Genomic DNA, 15,643 nt, shown 5'->3' with positions numbered 1-15,643 from the left:
AGTGCTTTGGTCACGTCTCTGCTTGACTTCTCGTCTCATCGGGCGAGAATGCCGAGGCACCGCGCCAAGGCATAAAGCCCATGACGCGGTGTTTGAACGTTGCGGCAAGGGGATTCCCCTTGCCTTTTTTATTAGCTGTTTATAGCGATGGCGTTGCTCACGCAGCCAGAGCGAAATCGAATTCGCTGAACTCTTGAACGCCGGTTGCAGAAGCCGGAATGGCATCGCCAAGCAGACCAGCATCGTCCAGTACTGCTAGCAAGCCGCCCTGGCTAACTGAGCTGCTGCTGTCCCAACCCTCCACTGAGCCATTCATTAAGCCCCAAATTACGTCGTGGACCGCATTCTCTCGACCATCGGCCAGATCACCATCCAGCGGCGCGTTGAAGTCAAAAGTGATGAAGTCATCGGATACCGTGCCATCACTATTTAGGCCGCCTCCCAGCGTCAACCCAGTCAGGGTGCCGTGTAGCGTATGGCTGGGGAAGTCGTAAGTGATATCACCCGTTGCCGAGAAGGCGAAGTCACCTCCATTGAGGGCCATCGCATAGGTATCACCAGAGAAAGGATTGGATGAGAGGCTGCCATCTTCGTAGAAACCGCCAGTATTAGAAGGGTGTTCACCGTCGACACCGTCACTCTGGAAAGCCAGCAGCAAACTTTCTAGGCTACCTACTGCAAATTCACCAGGGAAGTTGTTTTCATCGTAAGTATAGGAAATAGACATTTTATATACTCCTTTCGTTTTACTTGATTAAGAGAGACTCGTCGGCCTATCCGGCGAGCTCTAACGGGCATTATCGCCATGCCCACTTCTCATACCCTAAAGGGATATGAGCCTTCAGCTACAGCTACAGCAACCGCTATAGCATCAGAACTGCAACTCTATTCCTGCCATTGCTGTACGACCTGGCGCATAGGTGCGGGAGAAGATATCTGAGTATCCTGAGACGTAATTACGGTCACGTAGATTCTCGATGGAGGCTCGCATTAGTAGATGGTCATTGAAGCGGTAGCTTGCGTAGAGGTCCCAGGTAACGTAGCTGGGCCAGATGGCGTATTCGAAATCTTCTGGCTTGCCCTCGGCGCTGTAGTTGAGTCGGGTACCCATATCCAGCTTTTCGTCGAATAGGCGTGTACCGATTACCCAGCTTCCTCGGTCCATTGGCAAATTGCGGGCGCTGTTCATGCCATAGCCCGCCGCCTGGCCTCCAACCGCGCAGACCATCTGTTGATCAAGGAAGCTTTCGTAAGAGTCGTAGCCATTTTCGATCGCCATCTGATGCTCTTCTGTATAGTTGCCCGCCTTATCAGGCATATCAAACTGGGGTTGATGGCTGCCCAGTGGCCATCTTTCCTGGCAGAAACCTTGGTCACCGCCTAGCACGTGGGTGTAGTTCAGACGCGTGTACCAATTGCTGGCGTCGTAGTCGAGTTCCAGCTCGATACCACGAAAATTCATGGGAAGGCGGTTATTGATGAACATGGTATTACCCAACCCAGCACCCGCCACTACGCCGGGCATTGCATTGGCCATGCTGGTAATTAGATAGTTATCTGCGCGGGTGTCGTAGTAGGTCACTTTGCTAAGGAAACGGTCATTGTCCGTCAGCAATCCCTGAAACACGGTATTAAAACCTACTTCCCAGCTGCGAGAGGTCTCGGGCTCTGCGTAGGGGTTAGGGGACATGATGGCGAAGGGGTCACTGGGATGGCTGCCCTCCATTAGTGCTTCGGTCAGTGCCGGTGGGCGCCAGGATTCACCCCAGCTCGTGAATAGCTCTAACCAGCTAGAGGGTCGATACGCTGCCTGCAGAGTCGGCAGCAGCTTGTCCTCGCGATTGTTAACTTCATATGCGTACAGCCCATGCTCCGAGTCATAGCCAGGCGCATACTGACCACGATTAAAGATAAGATCATAGGTGCCAGCATCACGCATCCTTTGCTGGGCTGCCTCGTCGAACCTTTGGTCAAACTTTTCCTGACGGGTTAAGTAGGACCATTCCACTCCCATAACGCGGGTATCGCCCTTGAGACGGTAGTAGTCGTAGCGTAGGCCACCGCCTAGTGTCCATGTGTTATTTTCCCACACTAAATTGCCGAAGGCGCTGGCGATGCTGCGCTTTCCACGGGGCTGAAGCGTATTTTCGGATGTAGTGATGGTACTGCCACGCCGGTCATATTCGGTACTGGAGTCTCCTCGGTCTTGGAAATATTCGATGCCGTGATTGAAGCGGAAGCCCTCAACATCACCTAATGAGAACCTTGATGTGTTTTCTAGGGCTAGGCCATAGGTATCGATGCTTGTTGTGACATTAGAGCCAAGCCCTGCTTCGCACTGCTTACGCCAGCTATCAGGAAAAGGCGTTGAGCATAGCCCGAGGTTCCAGGCGGTTTCCGTCATGTTGGTATCGCCCGCCATCACCGGACGCCCCTCCTGGGTATAGCGCTCGTTATCGGTGGAAACGCGATAAATTCTCGCGTCAAGGTCAACCAAGTTGGAGTCAGGGTTGAAGGTGTATTCCAGCCCGATGGATTGTGACGTCGCCTGGGCATCACCGCGTTTCTGCCATGCATCGTCGCCGTCAAGTACACTGCCATCGCCGGAGTTGACAATCCGGCGATCGGAGACGTTGTTGTAGGAAATGTCGGTATCCAGGTAGGTGAACTGCAACGATTGTTCGGGTGTCAGGTGCCATCGAGCCTTGAATAAGTTGGAGTCCTGGGTCTGATCGCTGAACTTAACGCGGTCGACAGCCTGCTCACTATTGCGGCCCTCAATACCGTCTTGTACGCCAACAAGAAGCCAATCAAAGCTTTCCTTTCGGCGACCCGGCGAGTATTCGCCCAAGCTTCGCCGACTCCTCGCTGCCAGCAGTTCCAGCTGATCTCCAAAACGTCCCGCTATCGCGGCACTGCCAATAAAATTGACGCCATTACCTTCATTGCCTATCCCTGTATTGGCTCGTATACGAGCACCGACATTATTATCCTCCATGATGATGTCGTCATAGTTAAGGGTGCGGAAATTAGCACTGCCAGCAATGGCGCCTGCACCGTTTATGCTTGAACTGGGGCCTTTTTCGATGACCACTTCGCTCAGCAGCTCGGAGTCCACATACATGCTGCCATTGCGCTGCTGGTGGGCATTCTCGTTAAAGTTTTGACGCATACCATCGATCATCATGTTGACGCGGCCAAAGTCCTGCATGCCACGAATATTGACCGAAAGCGCCGGGTCCTGAGTATTTACTGCGCTGTAGACACCCGGCGTCTCAAGCAACATGTCCGCCGCGTGACGTGGCGGTAAGCGATCAATCTGCTCGCGGCTGATCACACTGACCGAACGCGGTTCGTGATAGACCCAATCGTCACCTATACGGTCAGCCGATACGGTCAGGGTGCTAAAGGCCGTTTGGTTGCCCACGGTGAGCGAGGTTGCTGGCTCCAGCAGCTCGGCGGTTCTGCCATTGCGATATGAGATTGTTAGTGAAGAGTCCGTCAGAAGGGCACGTAGCGCTTCATCGGCGGTCATTTCGCCTTGTAGCGCAGGGGCGATGCCATTGATGGCTTCACCATCTTGGCGCACTACAGCGATTTGTGTTGCGGCTGTAAATTCACCCAAGGAATAGAGCAGGCGCTGAGCAGGAAGATCAAACGTATAACGTTGTTGTAGTGGATTTTGCTGCACAGCGTCGGCGGCGTTCGGGGGTAATGACTGGGCATGTGCCTGGCTGATGAGCAGGCCGAGCATGACAGCCGTGACGGCATATCTGAAGGTGGGCGGGTGGTTTGGCTTGAGGCTTGCCGCAAGCGACTTGAATGGGAAACCCTTGCAGTGCATGGACGTCATGCTCCCTTTTTTATGTTAATAATAATCGTTTGTATGATCATTAACGTTTGCAGAGAGGGTTTCCCTCATCTAAAAATGAGTTTTTAGTTAAGTATTTTTTTAGCTTTGTGGTTCATGCTGCTCCAGCTCACACGTAGGCTCAGCCACTATTGAAATCGTCAGTGCAATAACAATCATCATGCTATGTATTAGGGCCCCGCCTAAAACTGCACACAGCAGACAGAACCAAGCTGTATGTGATTCATGGAGTAGTCCGTAAAGAGTGCCTAGGCATCCGCTTAGTAACGTGATTGTAAATAGGCTAGCTGCCCACCAATTGAGTAGTAGAGAGGCGATGGGAAGGCCATATGCACGTAGCCTGGATATGAGGGCTTTTATCATCTGATTCATTGCCATTCCCTGTTATCTTTTTGATGCTTCTGATACTAGCGACTTGACGAATTGAAAAGCGTCTCTGGCGCCGTTTAAAGCTTGAATTGCCTCTTGCTTTTCCAAAGAGACGGCATCCAACTGAGCGGTAAAACGACGCCAGTGCAGACCGCGACCGGAGTCGCTAGGTGCTAGATGCCGGGCGCCAAATTTATCGGAAAGCCCGAGTTGGCTGGCGTACTTAAATAAGAAGGCTGCGCCTAAGTTTGAGCCTTCACTCACGTACAGCCAGCCAAGCGCTGCGGCCTGTGAGCCGATGGTCGGTGGCACAAGGGCGTGCTCGTCCAATGCGTTCAGGTGAATGGCTAAGTCTTGGCAATCTCTGATTACCGCGTCGTACCGGCAACGCTCGGCTAATCCTGCCAGCCAAGTGCATAGCGATTCTTGTTGATAGAGAGGTGCTGTATGGCGTTGAAACTGATACTGCACAAAAAGAAAGCGTTGGTAGCCTTCAAGACTGGCGAAAGGAGATAGCGCCATAATGGCTTGATCCACACGCTCATGGGCAGAATGTGTATCCAGCTTTAAGCGCTTGCTTAGCGGCAGTGTGTTAGCCCCTTTGGAGAGGGGGAGTAGTGCTTCCATAAGTCACTCGCGACAGTTAGGTGAGTAAAGAGGGGCAAATACAGAGTTGGCTTCTCCTCGGTGTGATATCAGCCGGTATGCGACGGACGCAGCCAAACGATGTTGCCCGGCAAGCGATGGACGGTGATATCAAAGACATTGGTTAATGTGTCGAGTAATGCCACCGGTTTGTTCGCCGGGAAGCTGCCTGAAAGGCGCACGTCGTCAAACGCTTGGGTATCCAAAAGAAGGCGACCTGGCAGCATGCGCTCTAACTGCGCGACGACTTCGCTCATTGCGGCATCATCAAACACGATCCTTTCCTCCCGCCAAGAAAGCGCCAGAGGTAGCTCTACGAATGAGATAGGGCCGAGCTCACCGTTTTGCATGGTAATTTGCTGGCCGCCCACCAGCATGGCTTGGCGGTCGGTACTATCACTGACGGTCACCTGTCCTTCTGCAACTGTGACCGTTACCTGGCCCCCGCTACGCATGACAGAAAAGTGAGTTCCTACAACATGTACTAAGGTGTCTCCCGCCGTAATGAGGAACGGTCGCTGAGCATCTTTGGCGACATCAATCCAGAGGCGACCGCGGCGTAGCGTTAATCCCCTTTGCGTCTGTTTAAAATCAGTCTTTATCGCGCTATTGCCATCAAGTAGCAGCGTTGAGCCATCGGTCAGTTGGAGGTGCTGTGTTTGCCCAGGTGCTGTTATCGTCGCAGCCATTAGGTGATCCCAGTGACCGGGCTCACGCCATAATTCAAAACTTAGCAGCAAGCCCAATACGCACAGCGCAGCCGCTGCCCATCCCCATGCTCGTTCCGTTACCCGTGTGGGTTTGGCGGGTGATGACTGAATAGCAAGAAGGCGAGCAGGGGCTTCAACCGCTTGCCAAAGATGCACTGCCTCTTGGTAGGCTTGATAATGGCTGGGCATGGCGTTTAACCAAACTTGAAAGGCCTGATGATCTTGTTGTGTTGCGCTTTCGTCCTTGATTTTTAGGTGCCAAGCGGTGGCCTCATCAATGATGTCGTCGTCATAAATAGGCTCTTGCGCTTGCTGACGTGTAGGTTCATTTGGCTTAGTCACGATCTAGCCCTTTCTGAATACGTGGCTTGTTATTATTAATACAACGTTTAGCCGGTGCTTCTTCCTCATTAATTGATTGTCGTTGCCATTCACGACACAGTCGCATTGCCCGCATCATGTCTTTTTCAACGGTGCTAATAGAAATGCCAAGGCGTTCAGCAATCGCGTTATAGGTCTCACCTTCAATGCGATTAAGTAAGAAGACACGCTTTGTCCTTGGCGGTAAGTCGTTGAGTTGCTCGGTAAGCCGCTGCCACTGTTGCATCGTATTCGCTATCTGCTCTGGGCTTGGTGCCTGAGGCGGCTCATCAGCAGCGGTATTTAGTTCATTGGTTTGGTAACGCCGTCGTACTGCCTGAGAGCGCAAATAGTCCAACGCTAAATTTTGCGCAGTACGGTGCAGCAAACCCGCGGTATCGGCGTCTTTGGAGGAGCGCTGCCACAGCTTTACGAACGTGTCCTGCGCTAAGTCTTCTGCGACACTAGTACTTCCAACGACTTGCTTGATGCGTTTAACGAGACGGTGCCTTTCGTTGAGAAACATGCGCAGCAGCACAGCAGGGGGCTTAGTCATGCGAAGCTCGCTCATAACATAAATAAAAGCATCAAGGTCTAAGGGCAAGAAAAGGCGCCGCTGCAGGGCTGGCGCGAATGAGTTGGAGTTCCGCTGCATAAATATCAGCGATAGTGTCGAGACTAAGCACCTGGTTTGGTAAGCCGTGGCTAATGCGCTGGCCTTTATTGAGCAACCACACTCGGTCAGCGTAGGTGCTGGCCAGATTCAGGTCGTGCAGCACACAGACGATCGCCATCTGATGCTGTTCAGCCCAGACACGCAGCTGGCGCATGAGTCGCTGCTGTTGGCCAATGTCCAGTGCGCTTGTAGGTTCATCCAATAGCAAAAGACCACCATCATGGGCGGTAGCAGAGCGTCTGGAGAGAATCTGGCAGGCGCCTCGCGCGACCATGACACGCTGGCGTTCGCCGCCGGAAAGCGTAAGCGCACTGCGCTTAGCAAGATGGATGAGATCTAAGTCATCGAGCAGTTCGGCAATGAGCGCTTTTTCTGGGTTGCAGCCTAAGCACACCAACTCCTCCACTCGCCAATCAAAGCCCAGCGGTTCTTGCTGTGCGACCAGCGCACGGCGGCTGGCCAGGGCATCTATCTCCCATTCCTGTAGTAAACGACCATCCAGACGTACTTCGCCCTCCTCGCAAGGGCGATAGCCTGACAACATGCTGAGTAGCGTGCTTTTACCGGCGCCGTTGGGGCCGACAATAGCGAGTAGCTCACCAGGGCGAATGGTGCCGTCGATGGGGGCTAAGGAGGGCATCGTCGATAATCCCGCTTTATGCAGGGTCAGCATGACGAGCTCCGGCGCATCAATAAGTAAAGGAAGTAAGGCCCACCCAGGAGGCTTGTGAGCAGACCCACCGGAATCTCTGCCGGTGCGCCTAGTGTGCGCGCCAGCGTGTCGGCGACGACCAACAGTAGTGCGCCACCTAGCATTGACGCGGGCAGCAGCAGGCGATGGCTGGGTCCTAGCCACAGACGCAGGCAGTGGGGAACTAGCAGGCCAAGAAAACCAATGACACCGGTCAGTGCAACGCACAGCCCGACGCCTAACGAGGTGGCGACAACGACGCGACGCTTGAGGCGCGAGGCATCTAGTCCTGCCGCATGGGCGGTGGATTCGCCAAGCTGCAGCAGGTCGAGTTCGCTGGCACTGCGCAATAGCATCCACAGTGCAATGCTAATCAGTACCAGCGCGATGGCGGTAGTACGCCATAACGCGTTAGTGAGCGTACCCATGCCCCATAAACTGAGTTGGCGCAGCTGTTCGTCGTTGGCGATGAAGGCCAGCACGCCGCCACCGGCACCTGCCAGCGTGTTAATCGCCAGGCCCGCTAACAGCAACGTCATGACCGCCGCACTGCTGCCGCCTTGGCGTTTTGCTAAGCCAAAGACGATGACGCAAACACTTAACGCACCTAAAAAACCCGCTGCGAACTGACCATAAAGGCTACCCATCGCGCTGCCTTGAAACAGTACGATCCACAGCGCGACAAAGAGACCCGCGCCGCTGGCTAGGCCGAGCAGCGTTGGGTCGGCCAGCGGGTTGCGAAACAAGCCCTGCATGGCGGCGCCGCTGCCTGCCAGCATGGCGCCAACGGCAACGCCTAGCAGCAGCCGGGGTAAGCGCAATTGCCACCACACCTGCACGCTGAGCTCACTGGTGCTACTACTTATGAGCGCCCAGGGGGAAATGCCCAGCACCCCCGAGGCCGCGCCCCACATTAAGGCGATCATCAGCGCAATGGTTAAGCCCATAAGAACGCGCGGCGCGCGGCTAGCCGGCAGCCAAGCACGAGGACGGTGCGTGCTTAGGCTAATGGTCATTGATTAGTCCGAGCCGTCGTTGGCGCGGTTAATAACGCTTCTACCTGTTGGCGTAGCGCGAGGAGTTGATCCGGCGCACGGGGGCCAAAGCCGAGCAGCGCCTGGTCATCAATGATTATCAAGCGCTGCGCATGGCCCGCTGGCGTTAATGCCATTCCCGGTAGTTGCCATAGCGCCGTTTCGCCACCCAAGGCATCTAATCCGCGCTGCGACATAATCATCAGCTCGGGGGCTTCTTTCGCCAGCGCTTCGGCGCCCACATTGTGATAGCCCTGCATGGTTGCAAACGCGTTTTCTAGTCCAACGGCCTCTAAGGCGGTATGGGCTGCCGTGCCGCTTCCCGCTACTCTCGGCGTCAGACCGCTATGTTGCATCACAAACATGGCTCGGATCGGCGGCAGTGCAGGCAGCGCGGCTAGGCGCTCCAGCTTTGCGGTTAAAGACACTGCTAGCCGCTCTCCCTCACGTTGACGATTAGTCTGCTGTGCCACCGCGCGGACCTTGGCAGGAATAGCCTCTAGCGTGTTGGGGGCTGCGATAATATCGATCGTTATCCCCACTGCCGTCAGCTGTTCCAGCACTTCTTTCGGGCCGGCATGCTCGGCGGCCAGCACGCGGTCAGGCTGAACCGACAGCACGCTTTCCGCAGAGAGCTGGCGTAAGTAACCAACCGAAGGTAAGTCAGCCATGGCCGGGGGATAAAGGACGGTATCGTCGCGAGCGATCACGTTGGCGTCGGCACTCAGTGCGGCCAGTGTTTCGGCGATATCACCACCGAGGACTACCCAGCGCTCGTTAGTCGACGGTTGCTCGTCGGCATGGGCGAGAGGGGTGCCCACGCACAGCCATGCCAGTGTCATCATGGCCACTAAGCGGGAAGCCACGTGCTGCTGAGTCATGCAACCTCCGCACAGCTTTCCAGCGTGCTTAGTAGCTGCCGCCAGTCTCGCCTTTCTACCTGACCTTCTTGGCGTTCAGCGTAAATTTGCAGCGCAAGAGTCCCTTCACTATCGAAGGCTTCAATGCTGGTAACGCCGCCATCACGGTTGGGCTTGCTGACTTGCCAGATGTGATTAACCGCCGTGTCATCAATGTGCAGGGTGAATTGATCGCCAAATAGGTTCAGCCAACCGCGGGCGCGCTGCGGAGGAGGGACGATGCCCGTACGTATCTGCACGCAGCCGGGGCTTGCCACAAAGAGCATAAGCGGCAGAGCCTGTTGGCTCGCCTGGGTTAGCAATGTTTCCAGTGCATTGGTAGGCAAGGCTCGGGTGAAACGACCTTCCATGAGCGTGTTGGCCTCGATACGCTCTAATTGATGCCGTCTCAGTAGCGTGAAAAATTGGTGGACATCGCGCATCGCGCTCCACTCGCTGGCGAGAGAGGGCGTGTCGGGAAGCTGTCGCGGTAAGCGTGGCGCTAACTGGGTAAAGGCTGGCGAATCTCTATTGCCCATGGCCATTAGTTCGTCCCAAGGGCGCGGCAGCGGGTCTTCGAGGGCAAAGCATTTGTGGATAGCGCACCCATGGCGATCAAACACCTGAATGCTCCAGCGCCATGTCTCTTTGCCTTCGAGTGGCGGCATCGTGTCCCGAATTAAGCAGGCCCAGTGCCAGTGCGAATAGAGCAGTCTTAGATCTAGGCCGCCGGGACCAAGCAACAGCCCCGTTTGCGGCCCGCCGTTTAGCTCAGGGTAATCGCCGTTTTGCTCGAGTACTGCTAAGCGAGAGCGGGTGAGCGCTTTAACACAGCCCAGTTGGGGTAGGTAAGCGGCAAGTTCATTCGGTGCTAAGGGTAGCGTCCACACATCGCGCCCGAGGCGGGCGGCCTGGAGTTCGCCTTCGCTAATCGCTAAGCGCTCGGCAATGTCAATCGCGGGTAGCCGTGGCTGGGCCGCTCGCGCCGCGTCGAAAGCTTCGGAAATAGCGATTTGTTGAGACTCAATCATGACTTACCTCTGCATAGGTCACTGAGTGGGTTGATGACTATCTGGGTTACCACTGCCAGTTGAGCGTCGCGAATAGGCTGCGCCCATCGCCTAGACTGCCATCGGGGCGGTACCACACTTTGTCGCCTGCATTGGCGAGCCGCAGCGAGGTGTCAACGGCCGGAGTAAGACGCCAGGCAAGATGTAAATCGTGAAGGCCGTAGCCAGGTAGACGCTCGTCGTCGCTCTGCTTATCGAAGGATTGAGCGAATCGGCTTTGCCAACCTAGGCGAATATTGCTGCCATAGAGCGCCAGCTCACTGCCCAGCGTTGCTTCTAGCGGTGTTTGGCTGCCCAGTGGGTCGCCAGAGTCGCGGTCTTTGCCGGAGACTTCCGAAAGACCGGCAAAGCTGGTCAGTGATGGGAGAGCGCTAGGCTGCCATGTCACGCGGGCGTCATAGCCCCATAGCTGAGCACGTTGAATGTTCACCGCCTGGGTAGTGCCTGCCATGATGTCGACCTGAGTGTCGATAAAGTCGTCCGCGCGGGTGTCGAAATAGCTGGCGCGTACCTGCCAATCGCCCTGGTGCCAGACCACGCCGCTTTCCCACGTGCTGCTGGTTTCGGGGGAAAGATTGGGGTTGGGTATCCAGTAGTTGTCCGGGGTGCAGAAAAATGGCCCGGCGCAGAAACCGGCAAAATGACGCTCGTTGGCGTAAAGCTCGGAGAGACTAGGTGCGCGAAAAGCCTCGGCGTAGCCAGAGAACAGCATCAGCGCATCATCAGGACGCCAGGCAAGACGAAAGCGTGGCGATACTTGATCATGGACACTGTCACCATCGTCTTGCCCGGTAGCGTCGTAGCGATCAAAGCGCGCACCCAAACCAACATCAAACTGACCCGCGCCGCCATCAGACAAATAGCGCCCCGCCGTTAGCGTGGTATCTAAATACGCGGCTTGGGTATCAATATCGGCTTTTGGGAAGCCGTTGGCTTCGCCGTCCGGGCGCTGGCGGGCCTGTTCCAGTTCGGCGCCGAACACCAGTGTTTGGGAGAGCCAGCCGTGATCCATACGATGGTAGCCATCGCTTTGCAAGCCGATACGTTCTAATGAGCGGCTGGCCTGGGGCTCATCAATATCCTGCTGGCTAAAGGTTAGCCGCGAGGTGATCTCGGTCGCGGCGCCAGGCTGCCAGCGATGGCCAAGCTGCACGTTATTGCTCTCAACATCGCGGTCACGCAGTGGGCTGCTGGCATCTGTTGAAAGCTGCTGAGGGTTGGCAGGCTGGGTTGCGCGCTCGTCGTAATGCTGCCAACTGATAAATACCCGCTGGTCGTCGTTTGGCTCCCAACCGCCTTTTAACAGTAGGCTGTTGAGGGTGGCGTCTTCCTCTGCTTGATCGCCACCGGCGCGCCGAATATCGCCAGACTCACTGCGGCCGACTGAAAATAAGCCATCCACCTTGCCGTTGGCGGTATCGCGGCGGCCAAAGGCCGTTAGGCTGCCGCGTAATTCATCGCTAGCGGTGGCGCCACCAACGGAAAGGCGTACGCCGCTATCTTCGCCAGGTGCCAGCAGGTCATCGGCATCAACGCTCGTAAAGCTGACCACACCCCCCATCGCATTGCTGCCGTATAAGCTGGAGAGGGCGCCGCGAGCTACCTGTACTTCCTGAATTAAGCCAGGGTCGAGGAAAAAGTTGCCGACATGGCCCGTCGAAATATCCTGCCGCACGCCGTCTAAACGTATCAGCACGCCTGAGCGACCAAAACCACGCATACTCAACGTCTGACCGTTGCGGCGTCCCTGGCCAGCGACATGCAGACCCGGCTGGCGGCTAAGGATGTCTTCCACTCGGCTAGCCGTTGCTAGCACCGCATCATTGCGGTTAATGATGTCGATAATCAGCGGTGCCCGAGAGAGGTCCGTCGGCGCGCGAGTGCCCGTCACCGTTACCGGATTAAGTTCAGCATCGTCTGCAAAAGCGGCGAGTAGAGGGGAAAAAGTGAGGCAAAGGCCGCTGAACGCGCATGTGTATTTCATGAGCCGGATAGTTCCAACAAAGAGAGGTGGAAGACATCGCTGGCTGAGTGCAGTTAGGCTGCAATATGGCTGGCTGTTGCTGTATTAGTTTTTAAAATTAGGGTGTGCTTATGCGTTAAGGATTAACTTGCCACTTTTGGTGCGACGCAAGATATAGCGTCTTTGTTCATGATGAATAATCAGCTGACCAGCGCTTCCCAGCAGCTCTTTGCTATCCACTTCACGCGCCGCTATAGGCGCCACTACTGGCGCATGGCGTTGCTCAGCGCCCTTGTCGGGAAACTGCATGCGATGATGACTCCTGTGTTAATGATAACTATTAGCGTTAATTTAACAGAGTTGAGAATGCTACTCAATAGGCTTTGGGAGGTAAACGCTTGTCATCATGCGATTAATGGCAGCAACTGTGCCAAAAGGTGTCTTTAATTTACCTATATACAGGCAGGCAGACCGTCATCGCGCTGTCATTTTGCTCAGTTAAAGTCTCTTGAAATTCAATCGTTAGCTTAAAACGATACGAGGGAGACCCAACATGAGTAAAGAGATCGAAGATCATCGTCTGCTTAACCCAAGCCGCAATGAACCTTTCGCAGCGGTATTGGCAAAACATGTATCTCGGCGCGATGTGATGCGTGGCGGCTTGAGCATGGCGGCGGCCTCAATGCTGAGTTTTGGTGGCGCCGCTCAGGCACTTGCCTCAAACGGCACGCAAAAAACACCGCTGACGCTGGCCTTCGAAGCCGTACACGGTTCACTGACTGACGCGATAGTGGTGCCAGAAGGCTATGTGGCACAGGTGCTAGTACCCTGGGGTACGCCGCTCAGCGCTGCCGATACCTGGCAGGCTGACCAGCCGATGACGCCTGATCGCCAGGCTGTGAGTGTGGGCATGCACCATGACGGCATGGCAGGGTTTGCGCTGGATGCCGATAACGCCTCGCGTCGATTTGTGCTGGCGCTTAACAATGAATATATCGATCAAGAAGCGCTGTGGGCACCTCAGGGTGGTCCGACTAATGCAGAAAGCGGTAAGCGGCCCGCCGATGAGTCACGCACCGAAATCAATGCCCATGGTGTCACCCTGGTTGAGGTCGAAAAAGATGCCAACGGCCACTGGGCGCATGTGCCGGGCTCGTCTTATAACCGCCGCTTTACCAGCGCAACGGTGATGGAAATCGCAGGCCCCGTCGCCGGCAGCGACTACGTCAAAACGCAGTTTTCACCGTCGGGGATGCAGACCCGTGGCACCAACAATAACTGTGGCAACGGTGTTACTCCCTGGGGCACCTATATTGCCTGCGAAGAGAACTGGCCGGATATTTTCGTTAACCGTGGTGAACGTTTCCAGGACGATGCGCGCATCGGTATTCCTACCGATAAAAGCCGCTATGGCTGGGATACCTCGGCAGGTGATGCCTCTGAGGACAACGATGAGTTTGGCCGTTTCGATATTACTCCACGAGGTGAACACGCGGCTGACGATTATCGCAACGAGGCGCGCTCGTTTGGCTATCAGGTAGAAGTGGACCCGTATAGCGATGCGCTCGCCGTTAAGCGCACGGCACTGGGTCGTTTTCGCCATGAAGGCTGCTGGCTGGGCAAGCTGGAAGCCGGTCAGCCGGTGGTTTACTACTCTGGACATGATTCGCGCAATGAGTATGTCTATAAATACGTCTCTGACGCCCCCTGGAATCCCGCTGATGCCAACCGCCCCGGCGAAGAATACGACCGCTTGGCTATCGGTAGTCGATATATGGATAACGGCACGCTGTATGTGGCCCGTTTCCATGCCGATGGCAGTGGTGATTGGCTAGCGCTGACGCCTGATGCGACAACGCAGGATGGCCGCACGCTAGCCGTGGCGCTGGGCTTGGCAGACGACGACCACGCAGGAATTATCATTAATACCTGCGATGCGGCGGATTTTATGGGCGCAACACCAATGGACCGGCCAGAATGGGCGGCTGTCGATCCTACATCAGGCGAGGTGTACCTCACGCTGACTAATAATACTCAGCGTACCGCCGAAGAAACCACGCCGACGTTTACCAATACCGGTGACGACATTGAGCAGTTAGGCGTTGGTTATGGCACAGCACCCACCAATGCGTCCAACCCGCGTGCCAATAACGAAGCGGGGCATATTATCCGCTGGCGCGAAAGCCGTTTGCCGAACGCCTTCACCTGGGAAGTGTTTGTGTTTGGTGCCGCGGCAAGCGATGTGGATAACCACTCTGGCCTGAGCGAAATGAACCAGTTCGCGAGCCCCGATGGGCTGTGGTTCGACGAGCGTGGTGACGGCCAGGGGATTCTTTGGATTCAAACCGATAATGGCTATGGTGGGTTAACGGAATATACAAACGATCAATTGCTTGCGGTAGTACCTAACGGGCTGGGCGATATCCAAGGCACCGGCCCGGTGGTTAATAGTAGTAATCAGCAGCAGCTAAAGCGTTTCGCGGTAGGGCCTAATGGTTCGGAGGTCACTGGTATCTTTGCCACACCGGATAAAACCGCACTGTTTATCAATATTCAGCACCCCGGCAACTGGCCCGCTGACGGCGGCGCGCTGGTTCAAGACGCCACCATTGCCGCCAGCGGTCAAGTGCGCCCACGGGCTGCGACGGTGGTCATTCAGAAACGCGACGGTGGTCCGGTGGGGGTGTAACCTCAGCCCTGTAGCGCACAGCGTCGAACTACTCGGCGATAGCCCTAAAGCCCATCGACAATCAGCTGAAAGGCAATGGTCGCCATCATAATGGCCACGCCAATATCGATCAGTCGCCAGGTTAACGGCTTTGATAGCCAGGGTGCTAGCCAGGAAGCTCCCAGGGCTAGCGCGCTAAACCATAGCGCCGAGCCGCTAGCCGCGCCCAACGCGTAGGCGCTCGGCACTGGCTGCTGGGCACCTAGCGAGCCAATCAGCACGACCGTGTCGAGATAAACATGCGGATTGAGCAGGGTCACGGCCAGTGTCGCCAGCATCACCGCGTGGAAAGAACGCGCCTGCGTGCCGTTTGCCTCAAGCGTAACGGGGCGCCAAGCGCGGCACAGTGCTTGGGTTGCGTACCAAAGCAGAAAAGCAATGCCTCCCCAGCGCGCAATGCCGAGCAGTAGCGGGCTTTGCATCAATATGCCTGCCAATCCGAATACACCCGCGGCTACCAGCACCGCGTCGCAAACCATGCATACCAACGCTACGGCTAGATGATATTCACGGCGTAGGCTTTGTGAGAGCACAAACGCATTCTGAGCACCAATCGCCATAATTAGACCGATAGCGACCAGCAGGCCGTTGATATAACTTTGCCACACACCCTGCCACATAGCGCCC

At 55.7% G+C, this 15,643-nt stretch carries 13 protein-coding genes; 1 reads left to right on the top strand and 12 read right to left on the bottom strand.

Annotated features, from left to right (window positions below):
- Positions 1-157: 157 nt before the first annotated feature.
- From ACT3TR_RS06705 to hemP, 11 genes are all read right to left on the bottom strand, one after another.
- A complete protein-coding gene (locus ACT3TR_RS06705; RefSeq protein WP_441685688.1) occupies positions 158-727 on the bottom strand; it encodes a heme acquisition protein HasA in 570 nt (189 codons plus the stop codon).
- 144 nt (positions 728-871) lie between these two features.
- The gene (locus ACT3TR_RS06700) at positions 872-3,844 is read right to left on the bottom strand and encodes a TonB-dependent hemoglobin/transferrin/lactoferrin family receptor (protein WP_444624909.1); all 2,973 of its coding nucleotides are present in this window, start codon (positions 3,842-3,844) and stop codon (positions 872-874) included.
- 411 nt (positions 3,845-4,255) lie between these two features.
- Positions 4,256-4,867: a biliverdin-producing heme oxygenase gene (locus ACT3TR_RS06695; RefSeq protein ID WP_444624910.1), complete on the bottom strand. Its 612-nt coding sequence runs from the start codon at positions 4,865-4,867 to the stop codon at positions 4,256-4,258.
- Between the two features lie 68 nt (positions 4,868-4,935).
- Positions 4,936-5,937, bottom strand: a complete 1,002-nt coding sequence (locus ACT3TR_RS06690; RefSeq protein ID WP_444624911.1) for a FecR family protein — start codon at positions 5,935-5,937, stop codon at positions 4,936-4,938.
- Entirely contained in the window at positions 5,930-6,511 is a 582-nt protein-coding gene (locus ACT3TR_RS06685) for an RNA polymerase sigma factor (RefSeq protein WP_444624912.1), read from the bottom strand. Before ACT3TR_RS06685 ends, ACT3TR_RS06690 begins: the two co-directional genes overlap by 8 nt.
- Before the next feature lie 31 nt (positions 6,512-6,542).
- Positions 6,543-7,304: an ATP-binding cassette domain-containing protein gene (locus ACT3TR_RS06680; protein WP_441685697.1), complete on the bottom strand. Its 762-nt coding sequence runs from the start codon at positions 7,302-7,304 to the stop codon at positions 6,543-6,545.
- On the bottom strand, positions 7,298-8,338 hold the full coding sequence (locus ACT3TR_RS06675; protein ID WP_444624913.1) for a FecCD family ABC transporter permease: 1,041 nt from the start codon (positions 8,336-8,338) through the stop codon (positions 7,298-7,300). Before ACT3TR_RS06675 ends, ACT3TR_RS06680 begins: the two co-directional genes overlap by 7 nt.
- Complete coding sequence (locus ACT3TR_RS06670) at positions 8,335-9,237, bottom strand: heme/hemin ABC transporter substrate-binding protein (protein WP_444624914.1); 903 nt, start codon at positions 9,235-9,237, stop codon at positions 8,335-8,337. The genes ACT3TR_RS06675 and ACT3TR_RS06670 overlap by 4 nt, the downstream gene beginning before the upstream one ends.
- Positions 9,234-10,286: a ChuX/HutX family heme-like substrate-binding protein gene (locus ACT3TR_RS06665; RefSeq protein WP_444624915.1), complete on the bottom strand. Its 1,053-nt coding sequence runs from the start codon at positions 10,284-10,286 to the stop codon at positions 9,234-9,236. The genes ACT3TR_RS06670 and ACT3TR_RS06665 overlap by 4 nt, the downstream gene beginning before the upstream one ends.
- 46 nt (positions 10,287-10,332) lie before the next feature.
- Positions 10,333-12,309: a TonB-dependent receptor domain-containing protein gene (locus tag ACT3TR_RS06660; RefSeq protein WP_444624916.1), complete on the bottom strand. Its 1,977-nt coding sequence runs from the start codon at positions 12,307-12,309 to the stop codon at positions 10,333-10,335.
- A gap of 108 nt (positions 12,310-12,417) precedes the next feature.
- The gene (hemP, locus tag ACT3TR_RS06655; RefSeq protein WP_441685707.1) at positions 12,418-12,597 is read right to left on the bottom strand and encodes a hemin uptake protein HemP; all 180 of its coding nucleotides are present in this window, start codon (positions 12,595-12,597) and stop codon (positions 12,418-12,420) included.
- A 244-nt stretch (positions 12,598-12,841) separates the two neighbouring features.
- Between hemP and ACT3TR_RS06650 the strand changes: the two genes are divergently transcribed.
- Positions 12,842-14,977 carry a PhoX family protein gene (locus ACT3TR_RS06650; protein WP_444624917.1) on the top strand — a complete coding sequence of 712 codons (2,136 nt, stop codon included), beginning with the start codon at positions 12,842-12,844 and terminating at the stop codon, positions 14,975-14,977.
- Between the two features lie 44 nt (positions 14,978-15,021).
- Here ACT3TR_RS06650 and ACT3TR_RS06645 read toward each other — a convergent pair whose 3' ends face one another.
- Positions 15,022-15,624, bottom strand: a complete 603-nt coding sequence (locus ACT3TR_RS06645; protein ID WP_444624918.1) for a LysE/ArgO family amino acid transporter — start codon at positions 15,622-15,624, stop codon at positions 15,022-15,024.
- Positions 15,625-15,643 lie beyond the last annotated feature (19 nt).

Origin of the sequence: Halomonas sp. AOP12-B1-6, from assembly GCF_052379225.1 — a bacterium.
Classification (GTDB): domain Bacteria; phylum Pseudomonadota; class Gammaproteobacteria; order Pseudomonadales; family Halomonadaceae; genus Vreelandella; species Vreelandella casei.
Note: the sequence above shows the minus strand (reverse complement) of the source record. Positions and strands in the feature narration are given on the sequence as shown.